11 protein-coding genes and 3 pseudogenes are annotated in these 19,497 nt (G+C 60.7%); 8 read left to right on the forward strand and 6 right to left on the reverse strand.

Annotated features, from left to right (window positions below; all coding sequences use genetic code 11):
• Positions 1 to 103: 103 nt before the first annotated feature.
• The gene (locus AWB80_RS38925) at positions 104 to 1,408 is read right to left on the reverse strand and encodes a cation:proton antiporter (protein WP_061179945.1); all 1,305 of its coding nucleotides are present in this window, start codon (positions 1,406 to 1,408) and stop codon (positions 104 to 106) included.
• Between the two features lie 257 nt (positions 1,409 to 1,665).
• Between AWB80_RS38925 and AWB80_RS38930 the strand changes: the two genes are divergently transcribed.
• Together AWB80_RS38930 and AWB80_RS38935 are read left to right on the forward strand one after the other, a co-directional pair.
• Complete coding sequence (locus tag AWB80_RS38930; RefSeq protein ID WP_061179946.1) at positions 1,666 to 3,984, forward strand: FdhF/YdeP family oxidoreductase; 2,319 nt, start codon at positions 1,666 to 1,668, stop codon at positions 3,982 to 3,984.
• Positions 3,985 to 4,199: 215 nt separating this feature from the next.
• Positions 4,200 to 4,525, forward strand: a pseudogene (locus AWB80_RS38935) (phosphatidylserine decarboxylase); the annotation flags it as partial.
• A gap of 112 nt (positions 4,526 to 4,637) precedes the next feature.
• Here AWB80_RS38935 and AWB80_RS38940 read toward each other — a convergent pair.
• The gene (locus AWB80_RS38940; RefSeq protein ID WP_061179948.1) at positions 4,638 to 5,171 is read right to left on the reverse strand and encodes a low affinity iron permease family protein; all 534 of its coding nucleotides are present in this window, start codon (positions 5,169 to 5,171) and stop codon (positions 4,638 to 4,640) included.
• Positions 5,172 to 5,298: 127 nt separating this feature from the next.
• Complete coding sequence (locus AWB80_RS38945; RefSeq protein ID WP_061179954.1) at positions 5,299 to 7,674, reverse strand: hybrid sensor histidine kinase/response regulator; 2,376 nt, start codon at positions 7,672 to 7,674, stop codon at positions 5,299 to 5,301.
• Between the two features lie 161 nt (positions 7,675 to 7,835).
• On the opposite strand from AWB80_RS38945, the gene AWB80_RS38950 reads away from it, so the two are divergent.
• Positions 7,836 to 8,300, forward strand: a complete 465-nt coding sequence (locus AWB80_RS38950; RefSeq protein ID WP_061179949.1) for a response regulator — start codon at positions 7,836 to 7,838, stop codon at positions 8,298 to 8,300.
• Complete coding sequence (locus tag AWB80_RS45505; RefSeq protein WP_208635752.1) at positions 8,224 to 11,571, forward strand: PAS domain S-box protein; 3,348 nt, start codon at positions 8,224 to 8,226, stop codon at positions 11,569 to 11,571. The genes AWB80_RS38950 and AWB80_RS45505 overlap by 77 nt, the downstream gene beginning before the upstream one ends.
• Positions 11,572 to 11,860: 289 nt before the next feature.
• Here the strand turns inward: AWB80_RS45505 and AWB80_RS38960 are convergent.
• From AWB80_RS38960 to AWB80_RS38970, 3 genes and pseudogenes are all read right to left on the reverse strand, one after another.
• Positions 11,861 to 12,968, reverse strand: a pseudogene (locus tag AWB80_RS38960) (GMC family oxidoreductase N-terminal domain-containing protein); the annotation flags it as partial.
• Positions 12,958 to 13,607, reverse strand: a pseudogene (locus AWB80_RS38965) (gluconate 2-dehydrogenase subunit 3 family protein). The pseudogenes AWB80_RS38965 and AWB80_RS38960, both read right to left, overlap by 11 nt.
• On the reverse strand, positions 13,604 to 14,515 hold the full coding sequence (locus tag AWB80_RS38970) for a hypothetical protein (RefSeq protein ID WP_061179951.1): 912 nt from the start codon (positions 14,513 to 14,515) through the stop codon (positions 13,604 to 13,606). Before AWB80_RS38970 ends, AWB80_RS38965 begins: the two are co-directional and overlap by 4 nt.
• 598 nt (positions 14,516 to 15,113) lie before the next feature.
• Between AWB80_RS38970 and AWB80_RS38975 the strand changes: the two genes are divergently transcribed.
• The 4 genes from AWB80_RS38975 to AWB80_RS38990 all read left to right on the forward strand — a co-directional run.
• A complete protein-coding gene (locus tag AWB80_RS38975; protein WP_061179952.1) occupies positions 15,114 to 16,910 on the forward strand; it encodes a thiamine pyrophosphate-requiring protein in 1,797 nt (598 codons plus the stop codon).
• A 153-nt stretch (positions 16,911 to 17,063) separates the two neighbouring features.
• Positions 17,064 to 17,363 (forward strand): histidine kinase dimerization/phospho-acceptor domain-containing protein, encoded by a 300-nt coding sequence (locus tag AWB80_RS45690; RefSeq protein ID WP_425266936.1) that lies wholly within the window; start codon positions 17,064 to 17,066, stop codon positions 17,361 to 17,363.
• Positions 17,364 to 17,941: 578 nt separating this feature from the next.
• On the forward strand, positions 17,942 to 18,145 hold the full coding sequence (locus AWB80_RS38985) for a ribbon-helix-helix domain-containing protein (RefSeq protein ID WP_208635753.1): 204 nt from the start codon (positions 17,942 to 17,944) through the stop codon (positions 18,143 to 18,145).
• Between the two features lie 54 nt (positions 18,146 to 18,199).
• Positions 18,200 to 19,497 (forward strand): chemotaxis protein CheB (locus tag AWB80_RS38990; protein ID WP_279628690.1); only part of this gene is annotated, 1,298 nt, incomplete at its 3' end.

Consider the following 19,497-nt stretch of genomic DNA (forward strand, 5'->3'; position numbering starts at 1 on the left):
GGTTGCTCATCAGGTTCTGGGGTACTACCTTTTCCCGGCTTGGGCACGGTAGACAGAAGCCGGACGTGCTCTCGAACAGCAATCCGCATGCCACCCGGACTGCTCATTTTCGACTGAAATACCATTTGAGCAGCGTCGTTGCGCTCGCGCCATGCAGCACGACCGAAAGCACAATGCTTCCGAGCACGATGGGCGCAATCGCCTTTAACTGATCTTTTCCTGCGCTCTCGAGGCTGAAAAGCAAGTAGTAGAAGGCGCCGACGCCGCGGATGCCGAGCCAGCCCACCAGCCAGCGCTGAGGTCTGTCGAGCGACGATCCGACGAGTGAAATGGTGGTTGCAAGCGGTCGGGCCACAAACAACAGGAATAGGACCGGCCAAATCACGCGCCAGTCCAGAAGCGCCCGCCAGTGCGCCGATACAAGGCTGCCGATGAGGAGCATCAGCGCGAACTCGACCAGGCGCTCGAACTCAACCGCGAAAGCCATCATCGTCTCGGCCATGTAGGCATGCGCGAGGTCCGGGTCTTTCGCCGCTTCTTCGCGCTCGCCACGTTCCACCGATTCGAGCGCTTCAGTCGGCAACATGTCTCCCGTCGCCTTCAGTTCTTCGCGCCGAAGTGCGACGCCTGCCGCAAATACAGCGATAAAGGCATAGCCGTGCGCGAGCAGCGCGCATCCGTAGCTGAGTGCCATCAGGCCAAGCGCGAAGAAGCCCTCTAGCCCCAACGCCTGTTCATAGCGGGTCCGCAGCTTCGTCACGAGTATGACGACACCCGCACCGAACGCCCAGCCGATGCCGAGCGCACTGACGATGCCCCACACGACCGATGCCACAAAGGTCCAGGGCATGCTGGTGTGAGCACTGGGATTCGCACACAGCGCGAGCCCCAGCAGCACGACAGGGTAGGCTGCCCCATCGTTGGAGCCGCCTTCGGACGAAAGCGCGAAGCGCAGCTGCTCATCATCACCGGCCTCTTTCACTCGTAGCTCGTTCGCGAGCACGGGATCCGTGGGGGCAAGGATCGCCGCGAGCAAGAGCGACTGGCTCGACGGAAGACCGAGACCGAAGTGCGCGGCGACGTAGAGCAGTGCGATCGTCACGATCATCGCCGGGCCGACGAGCCGCAGCGTCAGCGCCCACAGACGATCCGAAAGCGGCACGCGCAAATACATGCCGATCGCGAAAAGCGAGACGACCAACCCGGCCTCCGTGAGTATCCGCAGGAGTCGCAGATTGCCCTCAATGTCAGGGTTTAGCATGCCAACGCCCGCCGGCCCGAGCGCGACGCCAGCAATCAGATACACCATCGCACCGGTAAGTGGCAGGCGGGCGATGAGGCCACGTGCAACGGCCATTAACACGAGCAGCGCTCCGATCACAAGGAACCAGATTGCTTCTTCGAACACGTCCTCTCCTTCAGGTGGCGTCCACCGGCGCGGCGGTGAAAGCGCGCTAGCGATTTTCGTGCGCGCTAGTCGTACAAGCATGCCCCAAAGGCATTCCTTCTTGAAAGCGGTGCGAAGACGACGCGGTCCACCACGCAGCGGAACTAACGGGCGCATGAAAGAGCTGTGCCTCGACGCTCCGAATTCGCAGGCCATTTGAAAGGAATGCGACTTGCTCGCAATGAAAGAAATCTATCGAGAGCGCGCGAGGCAAAAACATGGCCGAATCAGACGATGCCGTTCGCAAGAACGCCGCATACCCGTATTCGTCGGGCGGGTGGGGCTCGCTCAAAGCCGTTACCGGCGCGCTCGTCCACGAGAAAGTGCCGCTCAAGGTCAGCACCGTTCTGCTCAAGCAAAACAAGCCTGAAGGTTTCGCGTGCGTGAGTTGCTCATGGGCGAAGCCGGCTGATCCACACACTTTCGAGTTCTGCGAGAGCGGCGCGAAAGCAACCGCGTGGGACCTGACCGCGAAGCGCATGACGCCGCGACTCTTCGAGCTTCACACGGTGACGGAGCTATGCACATGGCACGACCATGATCTCGAAGAAGCAGGACGTCTCACCGCGCCATTACGCTACGACGCCGCCAGCGACAAGTATGTGAGTGTCTCGTGGCAGGAAGCATTCGAGGACATCGGCCGTGAGCTGCGCGCGCTCGAACCGGATCGCGTGTCGTTCTATGCGTCGGGGCGTGCGTCGCTGGAAGCGTCTTACATGTACCAGCTTTTTGCACGCATGTACGGCACCAACAACCTGCCCGACAGCTCCAACATGTGTCACGAAAGCACGAGCGTCGGGCTGAAGGAAGCGATCGGCGTGGGCGTCGGCACCATCACGCTCGATGACTTCGAGAAGACCGATCTGATGTTCTTCTTCGGACAGAACGTGGGGACCAATAGTCCGCGCATGTTGCACCAGTTGCAGGAGGCGAGAAAGCGCGGCGTGCCGATCATCACGTTCAATCCCTTGCGCGAGCCGGGCTTGCTGAAATTCTCGAACCCGCAATCACCGGTCGAGATGCTGACGCCCGCGCATACCCTCATCAGCACACAATACCATCAGGTGAAGACCGGCGGCGATACGGCAGCGTTGCTCGGCATTTGCAAGCTGGTTGTTCAGGCGGATGATCGCGCGAAGGAACGCGGCGAGCCGCGTGTGCTCGATATCGAGTTCATCGATACCCACACCGTCGGCTTCGAAGCCTTCGCGGAATACGTGCGAGCCGCATCGTGGGACGATATCGAGCGCGTGTCCGGTTTGCCGCGCGCCGATCTCGAAGCTGCCGCCAACGAATACATGGCCGCGAACGCGGTCATGACGCACTATGGCATGGGCATCACGCAGCACAGACAGGGCGTGCAGAACGTACGCATGATATGCAACCTGCTGCTTCTGCGCGGCAACGTCGGCAAGCCCGGCGCGGGGCCGTCACCGGTGCGCGGGCATTCGAACGTGCAGGGGCAGCGCACCGTCGGCATCACTGAGAAGCCAGAACTCGCGCCGCTGGACAAGCTCGCGAGCCAGTTCAGTTTCGAACCGCCGCGCGAGAAGGGCATGAACATCGTCGAAACCTTCGAGGCGATGCTCGATGGCAAGATCAGCGCGGTCATTAATCTTGGCGGCAATCTCGTGCGCTCGGTGCCGGACCGCATGCGAATCGAGCCGGCCTGGCGCAGTCTGAAACTCACGGTGAACGTAGCAACGAAGCTTAATCGTAGTCATCTCGTGCATGGCGAGAAATCATACATTCTGCCGTGCCTGAGCCGCATCGAGATCGATACGCAGGCGACCGGCGCGCAGGCGGTGTCGATGGAAGACAGCACCGGCTGCATTCATGGCTCGCGCGGCGTGGCCGAACCCGCATCGCTCGATGCGCGCTCCGAGCCGTATATTGTCGCGGAGTTGGCAAAGCATACGCTAGGGGATCGCTCAACCGTCGACTGGGACCGCTGGCGCAACGACTATGCGTTGGTGCGCGATGAAATCGCGAAAACGTATCCCGAGACCTTTCACGATTTTAACGACCGGATGTGGACGCCGGGCGGCTTCCCGCGCGATCTGCCCGCGCGCGAGCGCAAGTGGCAGACGAAGAGCGGCAAGGCGGAATTCGCCGTGCCGGAAACACTGGGCGAAGATCCGGACATGCCCGAGCGCGAACCGCAATCGCTGCGCCTCATGACGTTGCGTAGCGACAGTCAGTTCAATACGACCATCTATAGCCACGACGACCGCTTTCGTGGCGTCAAAGGCGATCGAATGGTGATCTTCGTGTGCGTGACCGACATGGCGCGCCACGGTCTCGCGAGGGACGATCGGATCACGCTGCGCACCATCGCCGATGATGGTTTCGAGCGGCGTGTCGGAGGCCTGCGCATTCAACCGTATGACATCCCGGAAGGATGCATCGCCGGTTATTACCCCGAATGCAATCCGTTGCTGCCGCTATGGCACTATGCGAAAAAGAGTAAGGTGCCAGGCGCGAAGTCGATCCCGGTTCATATCGTCGAGGTGAACGGCAGGCCGCGCGAATCTTGAACGGAGTTACCTACGGTGTCTGTGACGCCCGGGCGCCGCAGACACCGTGCAAGCGCGCCGATCAACATAGGGTGCGAACGATGCAAGTGAGCACGTGACGGAGGTATCCATCGCCATCGCGCCGGACCGGTTTTGAGCAGCACTGTGCGCCTTCGACATTATGGGCGAGCTGTGAGATGACTGCCGGGCTCTGCTCGCCAAATGGCGCTCCACTGGTAAGCGGGACAATCACGAAGGGCTATCTTGTGGACGGACCTATTTATTCGGATGCGGACGCAGAGGGCGAAGATCCTGGCAGTCTCAACGACTCGCAAGGTTACATCACCCCCGTTGCAGCCCGCGCCGTCATCGTCATTGAATGCGACGACGCCGACATAGGCGAGGTGGCGTGCATCTTCGTCAGAATGCCGGAGGTCTAGTCAGCGTGATCGAAGCATTGACAGGGCAGCACTTGCGCAAGGGCGAAGAAATGGGCTACTTTCAATACGGCGGCTCGATGCACTGTGTCATCTTCAGACCTGGCGTTGTCCAAGATTTTGTACCTCAAGCTTCGTCTAACGGAAGCAAATTTGCCTGTGCAGGTCAACTCCGTTCTCTGCACAGCGCGCTGAAACGTTGCGCTTTTCGCTCGAGAGAGCGTGGCTTGCGATGGACTACGCGCCCGCGCGCGCCTTCGCATTGGCCAACCTGCGGGCGATGTCTGCGGCAGCGCCGAAGTCCGGGTCGTACGCGTCAGCCTGTTGCGTCCTTTCAGAAGCAAGCTTTAAGTACGCTGCCGCAAGCTTGCGAAGTTCCTGTTCTGACGCGTCCTCTATGCCGATGAGCTGATTGTTCGCGGAACGGTTCGAGGCGAGCAACTCATTGAGTTTGAGATGGACCGCGACGCTGTCTTTGTTGGCGCTCTGCTGGATGAGGAAAACCATGAGGAACGTCACGATCGTGGTGCCGGTGTTGATGACGAGTTGCCAGTCTTCAGAATAATGAAAGACGGGACCCGATATCAACCAGGCAACAACTGAGATTACCGCGAGTCCAAAAGCTAAGGGTGAGCCCGCCCAACGAGTAACCGCGCTTGCGAAGTTGTCAAAAGCTCGCGATACAGGGTGTCGATTCGCATACGAGGGCGTCGAAGTGTTAGGAACCGTTTGAATGGGATCGGCCTCTGGAAAACGGCTCTGTTCTGCCATGATTGCTCCGTCGAGTGTGTGCAGTACACTCTACCGCGTCAAGCTTTCGACCAACATACGTCGGGGGCCGCGTGCGATCGCTGTGAGCGAATCAAATCATGCAGAATGGCGGCCCCGTTGACAACGTTCATCCGAGCGACGCACGCTTATCGCTGCCATCAAGCACTTCCCGTAGGGCAGCTTGCAGGTCGTCGAACGTATAAGGCTTAAGCAATCCGAACCATGTAAATGCGCGGCTGTCGTCTTCCTCGATCGGCGCGCCCGATGCGAAGATAACAATCAAGCCGGGGCAAAACGAGCTCGCTTGGGCGGCTAGGTCCGTGCCAGGCATGTCGGGCAGGTTCACGTCCGTCAACAACACGTCGAAGCGGTGACGTGCGATCTGTGCAAAAGCCTGCGACGCGGTACCGGCGGCTACCGCCCTATGACCCAAGGTTGCGAGAAGCTCGGTCAACGCCTCACGCGCCAGTTCGTTGTCTTCAACCACCAGGATATCGAGCTCGGACGCCTTACCCTGTTGCCGCTGGCGCACGTCATTGTTGGGAAACGAGTCACCTGGCGAACCCAGCACGTGACGCACCTTGAAAGCCAGGTCCGCGCGGCTGTAGGGCTTGCTGAGTAGTTCGACGCCTTCATCGAGACGACCGGCATGCACGATGGCATTTTGCGTGTACCCCGAGGTGAAAAGCACCTTCAGATGAGGCTGAACCTGGACGGCCCTTCGGGCCATATCCGGGCTTTTGAGCGTGCCCGGCATAACGACATCGGTGAAAAGAAGATCGACGTGAACGCCGCTGCCAAGCACTACAAGCGCCTGTTCGGCATTGTCAGCCTTCAATACGCCATAGCCGAGTCCGGTCAGCATCTCGATCACGGTCGCCTGCACCTTGAGATCGTCCTCCACGACCAGAACCGTCTCACTGCCGCCCATGACGGCGACGTTTGCATTGGTCGCCGGTTCATGCGCCTCGACTGATGATTTCGGCAGATAGATACGAACTGTCGTTCCCTGTCCGACTTCGCTATAGATGCGGATATGGCCGCCTGTCTGTTTGACGAACCCATACGCCATGCTCAGACCCAGGCCGCTTCCGACACCTTCGGGCTTTGTCGTGAAGAACGGGTCGAATGCACGCTCCAAGACGTCCGCGGTCATGCCGGTTCCGGTGTCGGTCACCCCAAGCATGACGTACTGTCCGGCAGGCACATCTGACAAGGTACGTACGTAGCGGTCATCCAGCATCGTGTTTGACAGCTCAAGCGTCAACTTCCCGCCATCCGGCATCGCGTCGCGCGCATTGATCGCCAGATTCAACAACACGTTCTCAAGCTGATGCGTGTCCACCATCGCATTCCACAGCCCGCCCGAGACAACGGTTTCAATGAGGATGGTTTCGCCGAGTGAGCGGCGAAGTAGATCATCCATACCGCGGATCATTGACGCCAGATTGACCGAAACCGGTCGGAGCGCCTGGCGGCGCCCAAACGCCAGCAATTGCGAGGAGAGCTTGGCGCCGCGGTCGACTGCATCCAGTGCATTCACGAGTCGAGTCATCAGCCACTCGTCACGTCCATAGCGACTGGTCATGAGTTCCAGGTTGCCGCGCAAAATCTGCAGGACGTTATTGAAGTCGTGCGCGACGCCACCGGTCAGCTTGCCGATCGCCTCCATCTTTTGCGATTGAAGAAGCGCTGCGCGAGTCTGCTCGAGCACCTGATCGGCCTCAAGCTTTTCGGTCACGTCGCGCGTGACCTTCGCGAAGCCAATCAAAGTTCCGGCCTCGTCCTTGATCGCATCGATGATTACATGGGCGCGAAATCGCGAGCCGTCTCGTCGCAGCCGCCAGCCTTCCGCTTCAAATCGCCCTTCGCGAGCGGCCGTGTTCAGCGCACGTTGCGGCACGCCCGCGGCGATATCTTCAGGAAGATAGAAACGGGAAAAATGAGAGCCGATGATCTCATCGCTCGCGTAGCCCTTGATTCGTTGGGCGCCAGCGTTCCAACTGGAAACGTTACCCTCGGGGGACAGCATGAAGATCGCATAGTCGGTGACGCCTTGCACAAGGAGGCGGAAGCTGCGCTCGCTTTCGATGACGGCATCGTGCGCCTGGCGTTTGTCACTCTCATCGCGCACGACCTTAACGAAACCCTGTAACGATCCGTCTTCTCCCGAGAGAACGGTTGTCACGACGCTCGCCCAGAAAACTGAGCCGTCTTTGCGCTTGCGCCAGCCCTCGATCGCGCAGCTGCCCCGCTCAATGGCGTGGTTCAACTCTGATTCAAGCGTTTCTTGTGACCGAGCATCTTCAGGGAACAGCATCGAGTAATGCTGTCCAATGACTTCATCGGGTTGGTAAGCGTAGATCGAGGTCGCTCCGGGGTTCCAGGATGAGACGCGTCCCTCGGGCGTCAGAGCGAACACGGCGAGGTCGGTGGTACCTCGCGCCCACTGCTGCGCCCAGTCAGCCGCCGCTAGGTCCTTTTTACTTCTTTTACCGTTCATGGCCATCCAATTCAGTCATTTTGGCGTTGACCGTGACGATCACAATCTGCGCTTCTTCATGGATTCTACCCGTCGAGCAGATATTTTCTTCGGGCATCAAGCTTGCGCCTCAACATAGATAAACAAAGAAAGCCTACGAAACAGGCGGGGGCGGTGAAGTTATGGTGCGCGTGTTGATCGTAGACGACGAGCCAGCGATATCCGATTCGCTGAGCATTATTTTGGGCGACGCCGGTTATGACGTGAAATGCGCCGTGGACGGCCAGGCGGCGCTTCAGGAAGCAACGGTATGGAAGCCCGACGTTATTCTGTCGGATCTCAATATGCCTCGCATGGGCGGAGAAGAGTTGTTGCGGCAGGTGCGGCAAACACGTGCGCTGGCACACGTCCCATTGGTCGCAATGAGTGCGTTAGCGCCAACGCCCGGATTAAGCTTCGCGGGCTTTCTTCACAAGCCATTCTCCGTTCTCGCCATGCTGGCGCTCGTTCGGAGAATCTTGTGTTCACCGCCGAGCGCAACGCCGTGCATAAAGCGCCGAGCACCTCCTCATGCGGCTGGTATCGCGGCGCGCATTTTCCTGCAACAAAACCTCCCTTTGCCAAATGACTTCTTCCGCGGACTATGAGAGCCGCCGGCTCTCGGCCTTGGCGCAGTACGACATAATTGATTCCCCCCGCGAGCAAGCGTTCGATGAGATCGCGAGTTTGGCGGCCGCCATCTGCCAGGCGCCGATTGCCGTCGTCAATCTCATTGGGGAAGGCCGACAATTCTTCAAGGCAGAGGTTGGATTGGGCGTTCGCGAGACGCCACTCGAGTCATCATTTTGCAATGTAGCCCTGCTCGAAGAGGACTTTCTCCTTGTGCCGGACGCAACGGTCGACCCGCGATTCAACTGCAACCCCCTGGTGACCGATGCACCCAATCTACGCTTTTACGCGGGCGCGCTGCTAAGAACGGAGAACGGTCTTCCGATTGGCACCCTCTGCGTACTCGACTTTGAAGCGCGCGGGCTGAGCGCAGTGCAGGAGCACGCGCTTAGAGTGCTCGCACGACAAACGATGGCAGCACTCGAGTTGAGACGGGCCGTCGGCTCAGCGGAAGCTGAGAAGATCCGGCATCGGGCCATTGTCGACAGCGCGCGCGACTATGCAATCGTGGTGACTAACCTTGACGGCCGGGTCACAGACTGGAGCGCCGGCGCTGAACTGATCTTTGGCTGGACTGAAAGGGAGATGATCGGAGAACCGATTGCGGAGATATTCACCGAAGAGGACCGTGCAGCAGGCATCCATAACCGGGAAATGCTGGTTGCTGGCGATGAGGGGCGCGCAACTGATGAGCGCTGGCATGAAAAACGTAGCGGTGAGCGCTTTTGGGCAAGCGGCGAAATGTCGCCCTTGCGCGACGGTGCCGGACGGCACATGGGTTACGTCAAAGTTCTACGCGACCGTACTGAGGAACACCTTGCGGGGCAGGCACTCGCTGCAGCGGAAAAGCGCTTGCGTCACGCGCAGGAGGCCGGCGGAATCGGTCTATTCACGCTGGATATCGCGGACGATGTGATGACGGTGACGCCCGAGATGTGTCGCATTTACGGTTTGCCGGCGAAACCTCAATATCCCGCATCGGAAGTCGAGGCACGCATCCTCCCGGAAGACCGCCACCTGGTGACCACGGCTACCCTGAGGGGCGGTGGCGAAGTAAGGCGCGAAGTCGAGTATCGCGTTCGCATCGAGGGTACCAAGGAAGTGCGCTGGATCGCGCGCACCGGTGAACTCGAGTTGGACGATAAAGGTCGACCATGTCGATTCGTAGGCGTTGCACGCGACGTGACGGAGCCGAAGCTCACACGCGACGCACTAACGAGCAGCGAGTCTCGCTATCGGACGCTGTTCAACGCTATCGACGATGGTTTTTGCATTGTGGAGTTTTTTGATGGACCACACGGGCCACTAAGCGACTATATCCATGTAGAAGCAAACCCTGGGTACGAACGACATACCGGCATCGCCGACATTGTGGGGAAGACGATCAGGGAGCTTGATCCGGCCAGCGCCGACCAATGGGTCGCGATTTATGGCGAGGTGCTGCGTACTGGTGTGACTGCGCGTTTTGAACGCTACTTTGAAACCGCAGGCCGACATATTGAGGTATCGGCCGCTCGCGTCGAGCCGCAGAGCTTGCGACAAGTGTCGATTCTCTTTCGCGATATCGCCGCTAGAAAGGGAGAGGAAGAGGCGATGCGAGAAAGCGAGGCTTTGGCGCGAGAAAACATTGAGCGCGTCCAGCTCGCCCTCTCGGCCGGAGCGATCACCGGCACGTGGGTTTGGAATTTGGTGGAAGACAGTTTTACCGTCGACGAGGGCTTCGCGCGGGCGTTCGGTCTTGACCCTGCACGTGGTCGGCTCGGTATGCCCCTCGCGGAGATTATCGCGAATGTTCATCCGGATGATCTCGAGGGGCTCTCGCATGCCATAAAAGAAGCGATCGCGCGAGGCGGCCATTATGCGCATCAATATCGGGTAGGCCGCGCGGATGGTCGATATTACTGGATCGAAGCAAATGGGCGAGTCGAACTGAGCGCGGACGGGACGCCGCTACGTTTCCCAGGCGTGATACTTGACGTGGAACAGCGTCGCGCGGTGGAAGATGAGCGAGACCATGCCGCAGCCTCGCTCAGAGCGCTCAACGAAACGCTGGAGCAGCGTGTGGTGGAGCGCACATCCGAACTGATGCGCGCCGAGGAGCAGCTGCGCCAGTCTCAGAAGATGGAGGCTGTCGGCCAGCTCACAGGCGGACTCGCTCACGACTTCAACAATCTCCTGGCAGGGGTGTCAGGGTCCCTGCAGTTGTTGAGTATCAGACTAAGTCAGGGACGCATCGTGGATGTCGACAAGTATGTGGCGGCCGCTCAAGGCGCAGTTCGACGTGCTGCGGCATTGACCCACCGACTGCTGGCGTTCTCGAGGCGGCAGACGCTGGACCCGAAACCGACAGACGTCAATGCGCTGGTCAGCGGCATGACCGACCTGGTCCAACGTACCGTGGGCCCGAGCATCAAAGTTGAGTTTGTGGGTGCGGCGAACATATGGGCGACTTTGGTCGACGGAGGGCAACTTGAAAACGCGCTGCTGAATCTGTGCATCAACGCGCGCGATGCCATGCCGGACGGCGGGAATATCACGATCGAAACCGCGAACAAGTGGATCGATCAAAGCGCCGCGCTGACTCACGATATGCCCGAAGGTCAGTACCTGTCCCTCTGCGTCACCGACACGGGAACGGGCATGACGCCCGACGTGGTTGCAAAAGCATTCGACCCGTTTTTTACGACTAAGCCGATTGGCATGGGAACCGGGTTGGGCCTGTCCATGATCTACGGTTTTGCGAAGCAGTCCGGCGGACAGGTCCGCATCTACTCCGAGGTAGGCGACGGAACGACAGTATGTGTCTACCTGCCTCGCTTCTACGGCAATATAGGCGACCAAACCGGCGACAATGGGAGCGCTGAGATTCCGGGCTCGAAGGACGGAGAGACTGTTCTCGTGGTTGATGATGAACCTAGCGTTCGCATGTTGGTCACCGATGTTTTAGAGGAATTGGGCTATACGGTGATTGAGGCAGCAGACAGCATCGCCGGTCTTAAGATTCTCCAGTCCAACGCCAGGGTCGATCTTTTGATCAGCGACGTCGGACTGCCCGGGGGAATAAACGGGCGCCAGATGGCGGACGCCGGGCGGCAGGCTCGACCCGACCTGAAAGTGCTGTTCATCACGGGTTACGCCGAAAATTCTGTGATAGGGAACGGACGGCTTGAGCCCGGTATGCAGATCTTGACCAAACCTTTCGCATTAGAGTTGCTCGCAACCAAAGTCCGGCAGTTGGTTGAGGGGTGATGGCGATCGGAAGAATCAGGCGGTGTCGACGGTCGATTCTTTCGCGTCTGGCCACGGTGCGGTCAGAAAGGTGGCCGTTACCGCGGGAATAGTAATCCAGCCCTCTTCAATCGTCGACGCGTTGCCAAGACGGTTCCATCTCGGCCGTGCTTCACACCGCGCAGAGTCCACGGACGCTGGATCAACTAGTCCAACGGCATACGTCGTTGACCGTAGGCTACGCATGTCAAACTGGGTCGATTGACCCGCGACGCTTCTACATTGCGCCACCAGGACAGCACTTGTTTGTATAGCCGCCGAAGAAATCCTTGCCCGTGTCCTGGTAGTTCCAGTGCTCGGTCATCGAAAGCGAAGGCGGCCCCTTGTACCAGCTCACTTCCTCTTCCATGGTGCCCCACACGGCCTGATTCAACTGCACCGTCAGATTCTTTCCGACGAGGCCCGAGCTGTTCGCGGGGCCGTCGGGATAGCGATCCGTCGCGGACATCAACAAGAGTCGCGGCGTCTCGATCGCATAGCCCGCGACGACCACATTGCGCGGCGCTGAAAGCGCCATCGTCCTTCGCGGAAGTATTCGACGCCGGTTGCGCGGCCATCGTCGCCCAGGACGATGCGCCCGACCATTGCGAGATCGCGAATCTCCGCGCCGGCACGCACGGCTCGCGGTATCCATTGACGAGCGCGCTTTGCTTCGCGTTGGTCGCGCAGCCTGACACGCAAAAGCCGCGATATACGCACGGATGCGCTTCTCCGCGCGGCGCGGATACGATCGCGAGCGGCGTCGGCGTCCAGTCGATGCCGAGCGCCTCGCAGCCGCGCGCGAGCACGAGCGCCGCCGCATTCAGTTCATGCGGCCGGTACGGGTAGCGCGGCCGCTTCGGGCCCCACGGATACTTGACCGGTCCGGATATCTTCAACGCGTTCTCGACTTCGGCGTAATAGCGCCACATCTCGTGCCAGCCGAGCGGCCAGTCCGCGCCATAGCCGAGCACGCTTCTCGACTTGAACCATTTGGGCCGAAAGCGCAGCGACACCATCGCGAAGTGCACAGTGCTGCCGCCCACCGCCTTGCCGCTGTTATTGTTGCCGAGTTTGAGCGGATTCTCGCCGCCGCAGATGCGCTCGTCGGTCCAGAACAGCTTCGACTGATGCATCTCGTCCGATGCAAACTCTTCGAGCGGACGCCACCACGCACCAGCATCGAACGCGACGACGCGAAAGCCCTTCTCCGCGAGACGACATGCGAGCGTGCCGTCGCCCGCGCCCGTACCGACGATCGCGAAATCGACCGCATCGCTTTCTTCGTATTCGCGCATCGGCAGCCACGAGCCCTGGCGGAAGACATCGGGTGCGCGTCTGTGCTTGCCGCACGGCACGTGCTGTGGATCATCGGACACGCTGGTTCTCCTTCTCCGCTCGTTCTTCCTGTCCGGGTTTCGCTTCGGCCGCTTCCCACGGATCCCGGCGATCAAACACCATGCGCACATAGTCGTGCGGATTCGCCGGTCCGCCGAAGCCGATCTCGCTCCACGCCCGCGGATGCGAGTAGTAGGCGCCGCAGATGTCGTGCAGCACGCGCATCGCGAAGAAGAGCGCGGACGGCATGCCGCGCCATGCGTCGTGCCTTAGCGTGCCTTGCTGCATGTCGCGTAGCAGCGCGTCCTGCGCCTTGTGGCCGATCCGATGCTCGCAAAGGGGAGTTCATGACGCGCGCGGCTTTCGGCATCCAGTGCGGCGAGGCCGATGCGCCAGGCATCGCGCAGCGGCGGGAGATGAGCGTCGCGGCAACCGTCGCCCGTGTCCTTGACGAGCTTCGCATCGAGCAATGCCGGCAATGGCGCGGCTTCGCGTATGTCGTCCTGCGGCACGATCCGCGCGCAAAGTGCACAGATCGCGATCTATTCGACGGCATCGAAGAAACGGGGCTCTCGCGGCGTCGCGAGACGTTCGTCGATGACCTCACGTGTGACGTCGTCCCATGAAGGCGTGTCGCGCTTTGTCGTGACGTCGTAGCCGGGATAGCGAGGCAGGTTCATCGCTCGGTCCCCCGCAGGCGCAACGCGGCGAGGCCCGCGAGCGCGAGCGCCGAAAAGCTCGGCGGCGCGGGCAAAGGCGGCCCGTTGAAAAGGTTCTGGCTCCAGTTGCGCCAGCCGCCCTGATTGCGCGCGATGCCGCCCGCATGGAAGCCCACGCCGATGAAACCGAGCGCCGTCGTCATGCGCAACCAGAGCCGCGTGAACCAGCGCTCGCGCGGCGCGGCGAGTGCTGCATTCACGAGCAAGGCCGAGGTGACGGGCGGAATCACGATGGGCGCGTACATCGCCGGGTTCTGGAACGCGCCGCGAAAATGCAGCAACGCGACTTCGCCGAGCGTGCCGACGATACCCGCGCTCGTCAGGAGCGCGAGCGCCCGTCCCGCGGGCATGCCGAAGAGGCGCGGCTCGCGCGCGGGTTCGTCGCGCAGACGTTCGGCGACGGCGCCGAGCGCGCCGGAGAGCAGCAATGCCATCGGTGCGCCGATCGGCGCGGAATAGAAGAGGTTGTGCCAGCTCCATCGGCCGGGACGCTTCGTGATGTTATAGAGATGAAACCCCGTGCCGGCGACGCCTGCGAGCGCCGCGCCGACATACACCGAATCGCGCACCAGATGGCGCTGCGGCTCATGATCGCATCCGCCGTGCACGCCGGCGAGCAGCGACAGCGTGGAGACGACGAGCGGCGTGAACATTGCGGGATTGTCGAAGGAGCCGCGATAGTGCTCCATCGCGCTATCCGCGAGCACGGACAGCGCGAGCAGCGCGGAGCTTCGATTGAAGGTGCGCGCCGTGTCGATACGCGTCCGAACCGGCGCCTCATGCGCAGGCGTTCTTCTGCCGATCAAAGCCACGCCGGCAGCGGCGATTCCGCTCGCGATCGCGATGTTGCCTGTCGTGATGTGCTTCATCAAATGAGCTTCCGTAAGTGGCGATACCGAGTAGCTCGCGATGACTGGGATGGTAGTACTTCTGGGCGCGGCGCTCGTTGTCTACCTGTTCAAGAGCAGCGCAAAGATGAGCGTTTGGGAGCAATGGGAGCAGGAGCTTGCGAAATCTCGACAAACCGGCGGCGAGCGCCCCCTGGATGACGATGGCGCTAGCCGCTCCGTCGGCGGCGAGCGAACTGCTCGGTCTACACTACCGTCCGGCAACGCATCGCAGGGCTGCGTCCGAGCAGACACTGCTTCCAAACGCGTTTGGGGCAAACGCTCCGCTGAGGCATAGTGGGTGCCATGGCTATTTTCCGCCCACCCGCTTGTCTCGGCCGTGGCATCCTTACCGAACGGGCCTTCGGCGTTTTATATATTTGGAGGATTGAATTCATCCAGGCAGCATCGTTTCTTGAAATCCGCAGCCTTGGTCGAAAGCACGCGACGGCGGTATTTGAGCTTTGCGTATCGACCAGCGACCTCCCCCACCGCGGCATGGCCATTGCGCACTTAACAAATAAGCGCCCGCATACAGCGCGGCGCACTCTTTCGATTCCGATTTTCGGAGACTTCAATCATGGCTATTACCGTCGGCGATTTCCTGATCGACCGCCTGCATGCCTGGGGCGTGCGCCGCATTTACGGCTATCCCGGCGACGGCATCAACGGTGTGTTCGGCGCGCTTAATCGCGCCAAAGGCAAAATTGAATTCATTCAGGCACGCCATGAAGAGATGGCCGCCTTTATGGCGTCCGCGCATGCGAAGTTCACGGGCGAGCTGGGCGTGTGCATCGCGACATCGGGACCGGGCGCGGCGCACCTCCTCACAGGCCTCTACGATGCGCGCCTCGATCACATGCCCGTCCTCGCGATCGCAGGTCAACAGGCGCGCGCGGCGCTCGGCGGCCACTACCAGCAGGAAGTCGATCTGCCCGCGATGTTCAAGGACGTCGCCAGCGCTTTCGTACAGCAGGCGAGCGTGCCCTCGCAGATGCGCCATCTCGTCGATCGCGCGGTGCGTATCGCGCTGTCGGAACGCAAGGTGACCGCGCTCATTCTGCCGAACGATTTGCAGGACCTCGATTACGAACCGCCGGGCCGCAAGCATGGCACGCTGCATTCGGGCGTCGGCTATCGCGCGCCGAAGATCGTGCCGTATGATGATGATCTGCAACGCGCCGCCGATGTCCTCAACGCGGGCAAGAAGGTCGCGATTCTCGTCGGCGCGGGCGCGCTGAAGGCGACCGACGAAGTCATCGCTGTCGCGGACAAACTCGGCGCGGGCGTCGCGAAGGCACTGCTCGGCAAGGCCGCGCTGCCCGACGAGCTGCCGTTCGTCACGGGCTCGATCGGCCTGCTCGGCACCGAGCCGAGCTACAAGATGATGAATGGATGCGACACGCTGCTCATGATCGGCTCGGGCTTTCCGTACGCCGAGTTTCTGCCGAAGGAAGGCGCGGCGCGCGGCGTGCAGATCGACCTCAAGGCGGACATGCTCTCGATCCGCTATCCGATGGAAGTGAATCTCGTCGGCGACAGCGCCGAGACCTTACGCGCGCTCCTGCCCTTGCTGCAACAGAAGACGGACCTCGCTTGGCGCAAGGATATCGAGGGCTGGGTCGAAGACTGGTGGAAGACGTTGGAGAAGCGCGCGATAACGCCCGCGAAGGGCGGCGTGAATCCGCAGCGCACCGTGTGGGAGTTGTCGCCGCGCGTGCCCGCGAACGCGATCGTCACGAGCGATTCGGGATCGGTCGCCAACTGGTACGCGCGCGATCTGAAGGTGAAGCGCGGCATGATGTGCTCCCTGTCGGGCGGCCTTGCATCGATGGGCGCGGCCGTGCCGTATGCGATCGCCGCGAAGTTCGCGTATCCGGAGCGGTCGGTGATCGCGCTCGTCGGCGATGGCGCGATGCAGATGAACAACATGGCCGAGCTCATCACCGTCGCGAAGTACTGGAAGCAATGGTCGAACCCGAGCTGGATCTGCATGGTGCTCAATAACGAGGACCTGAATCAGGTCACGTGGGAGCAGCGCGTGATGGAAGGCGATCCGAAGTTCGAGGCGTCGCAGGACATTCCATCGGTGCCTTATCACAAGTTCGCGGAAATGATCGGTTTGAAGGGATTTTATGTCGATGATGCGGAGCGCATGGCGGCTGTGTGGGACGAGGCGGTGGCAGCGGATCGTCCGGTGGTGATCGAAGTGAAGGCCGATTCGAACGTGCCGCCGTTGCCGCCGCACATCACGTTTCAGCAGGCGAAGGCCTTCGCGACCACGCTTATGAAGGGCGATCCGAGTCAGAGTCATGTCATCGCCGATACGGCGAGGCAGGTGCTCAGCGCAGTGCTGCCGGGGCGCAAGGACAAGTGACGCGTCATGTATCTGTCCAAACGCGAAGCGCCGGTCGAGACGATTCGAACGCGCGCCTAAAGCATTCCCACCGATAAGCCCGCTCGCCCGAATGGTGCAGAGGTGAAGGGGCGCACGGAGTCTGCGCGCGAGCGTCAGAAGCGCACTGAGAAAGTGCGCAACCTGCTATCGCGAATTCTGGCGCACGATTTACGTTCGCCCCTGTCCGCCATTACCAATTCGGTCGAACTCTTGCGGCGAGTCCCTGCGCTACCGACTGCGGGCGTGAAAGCCGCAGAGAACGCGCACCGTAGCGCGATGCGCATGAAACGCATGATCGATGATTTGCTAGACGTCACGCGAACGAGCCTTGGGGGAGACGTTGCCGATATCGGTGTCTTCGCAGGATTTAGCGCCGCTGTGTCGCAACGCCCTGAGCGAAGTGCACGCGTCGCACCCCGACGACCAGATTGATGTCCGTATGAGCGGCGACCTGACTGGCGCATGGAACGGGGAGCGCCTCAATCAGCTGCTGGTGAACTTACTGGTCAATGCGATTCAGCACGGGACAGGCACTGTGCATTTGAGCGCAAGCGGACAGGGTGACACGGTGTGCATCGCCGGGAGACCCGATCCCGGATCATGCGAAGCGGGCGCTTTTCGATCCATTGATGCGGACATACACACCTCCCGAGCGACGCGGCCCGGCGGCCGGACTCGGACTGGGCCTCTATGTGTGCGACTGCATTGCCAAGCTCCATCACGGAAAAAATCATAGTGGAATCCAGCTCCCAGACGATTATTTTTACGGTGGAACTGCCGCGCGTACGTCGCAGCTAACGTAGCGCAATTTTCGATCCACCTTATCGCTTTCTCGAACGACGTCGCGCCTCACAGCGCAAGGGTTCGCCGCTAAAAATCAATTCGAATCATCGTGATTAGCCGGCCTATAATCGTGGGCGTCGACAACGTGCGCGAGGCGATGCTCGGCAATTGGCTGATGACTTGGCTCTGTTGCTCACCTGTCACCCGCGCCAACGAAGGGGAATGCGATGCCCGATGTGAACACACGTGTGATTACTGCCCACGTCCCTCTCCCTCTGGCCGAGCAGGTCGATGAGGTTGCGGCGCGCCTTGACCGCTCGCGCGGCTGGATCGTCCGGCAAGCGCTAGCTGCCTGGATCGAGCAGGAAGAGGCGCGCAATCGGGCAGAGAACCCTAACCCGCGGCGCACAGGCGGTCGCGAGAAGCGCTGAAGACGCGCACTGATTCGTCAAATCTACAAAAGCCGGTATCACGGCGCTTGAGCAATGACTGGAGACAACGTGATCCATCCTGCAACCGCGGCGAACGAACCGACGTCGCCGACCTTTCCGCTGGTCGGAATTGGCGCTTCGGCGGGCGGCTTGGAGGCGATTTTCGAACTGATGGCAGAAATCCCTGCAGTCAGTGGGATGGCCTTTCTCGTGGTACAGCATCTGGATCCCTCACGTCGCAGCCTGCTGCCTGAGATCCTGCTAAAAAAGGTGTCCATGCCGGTGGTCGAAGCCGTCGACGGCATGGATATCGAAGCCGACCACCTGTACGTGATTCCTTCCAACAAGAGCATGTTGGTTGAGCAGTGCCGTATCCATTTGCGACCGCGTGACGGCACGCTCGGGCCGCCAATGCCGATCGACGACTTGCTGGATTCGCTCGCGAAGGATCAAGGTTCCCGAGCCATCGGGATTATCCTTTCTGGCAGCGGTTCCGACGGCGCACTGGGGCTGCAAGCCGTTCAGCAGGAGGGGGGCATCACGTTCGCTCAGGACGAAAACTCAGCGCAATACAACAGCATGCCGCACGCGGCGATTGCACTGGGCTGTGTCGATCGCGTTCTGTCTCCCCGCGAGATCGCGAAAGAATTGATGGGTATCGGACGGCACCCTCACGTGCGCCGCGCTCCGATCACCGAGATGGACGTACCCAGCGAGTCCGCCGAGACGAGTCTGCGCGCCATCTTTCGCCTGCTTCGGAATGCCTGCAATATCGATTTCAGTCGGTATAAGCATGGCACTATCCAGCGCCGGCTGTCTCGTCGCATGGCATTACGACAACTGACCTCAGTGGCAGAGTACGTCGCGGTGCTGGAGTCCGACCCGGCCGAAGTCTTGGCGCTGGGACGCGATCTGCTGATCCAGGTGACGAGCTTCTTCCGGGACCCCGAGTCGTTCGACGCGTTAAGTCAGACGGTATTTCCGCGTCTTATTGCTGAAAGCGATCCCAGGGCGCCGCTCAGGATCTGGGTGCCGGGTTGTGCGACGGGCGAGGAAGTCTATTCGATCGCGATATGCCTGATCGAATATTTGGGAGAACACGCGGCGAATCTGCCGGTGCAGATTTTTGGCACGGACATCAGCGCGGGCGCGCTCGAGACTGCCCGCACAGGTCGATACATCGAGAACATCGCGAGAGATGTGTCGCCTGAGCGGCTGGAGCGCTTTTTTGCCCGCGACGGCGAGTATTACTGCGTTGACAAGTCAGTGCGCGAACTTTGCACGTTCTCGCGTCACGACATCTTGAGCGATCCGCCCTTCTCGCGGATGGACCTGGTGAGCTGCCGTAATCT

This window comes from Caballeronia pedi (assembly GCF_001544915.2).
Lineage (GTDB): Bacteria > Pseudomonadota > Gammaproteobacteria > Burkholderiales > Burkholderiaceae > Caballeronia > Caballeronia pedi.

What these genes read in the sequence shown, in the direction of transcription:
- AWB80_RS38930 (WP_061179946.1), top strand. Translation starts at nt 1,666, where the DNA reads ATGGCCGAATCAGACGATGCCGTTCGCAAGAACGCCGCATACCCGTAT.
- AWB80_RS38940 (WP_061179948.1), bottom strand. Translation starts at nt 5,171, where the DNA reads ATGGCAGAACAGAGCCGTTTTCCAGAGGCCGATCCCATTCAAACGGTT.
- AWB80_RS38945 (WP_061179954.1), bottom strand. Translation starts at nt 7,674, where the DNA reads ATGAACGGTAAAAGAAGTAAAAAGGACCTAGCGGCGGCTGACTGGGCG.
- AWB80_RS38950 (WP_061179949.1), top strand. Translation starts at nt 7,836, where the DNA reads ATGGTGCGCGTGTTGATCGTAGACGACGAGCCAGCGATATCCGATTCG.
- AWB80_RS45505 (WP_208635752.1), top strand. Translation starts at nt 8,224, where the DNA reads ATGCGGCTGGTATCGCGGCGCGCATTTTCCTGCAACAAAACCTCCCTT.
- AWB80_RS38970 (WP_061179951.1), bottom strand. Translation starts at nt 14,515, where the DNA reads ATGAAGCACATCACGACAGGCAACATCGCGATCGCGAGCGGAATCGCC.
- AWB80_RS38975 (WP_061179952.1), top strand. Translation starts at nt 15,114, where the DNA reads ATGGCTATTACCGTCGGCGATTTCCTGATCGACCGCCTGCATGCCTGG.
- AWB80_RS38985 (WP_208635753.1), top strand. Translation starts at nt 17,942, where the DNA reads ATGCCCGATGTGAACACACGTGTGATTACTGCCCACGTCCCTCTCCCT.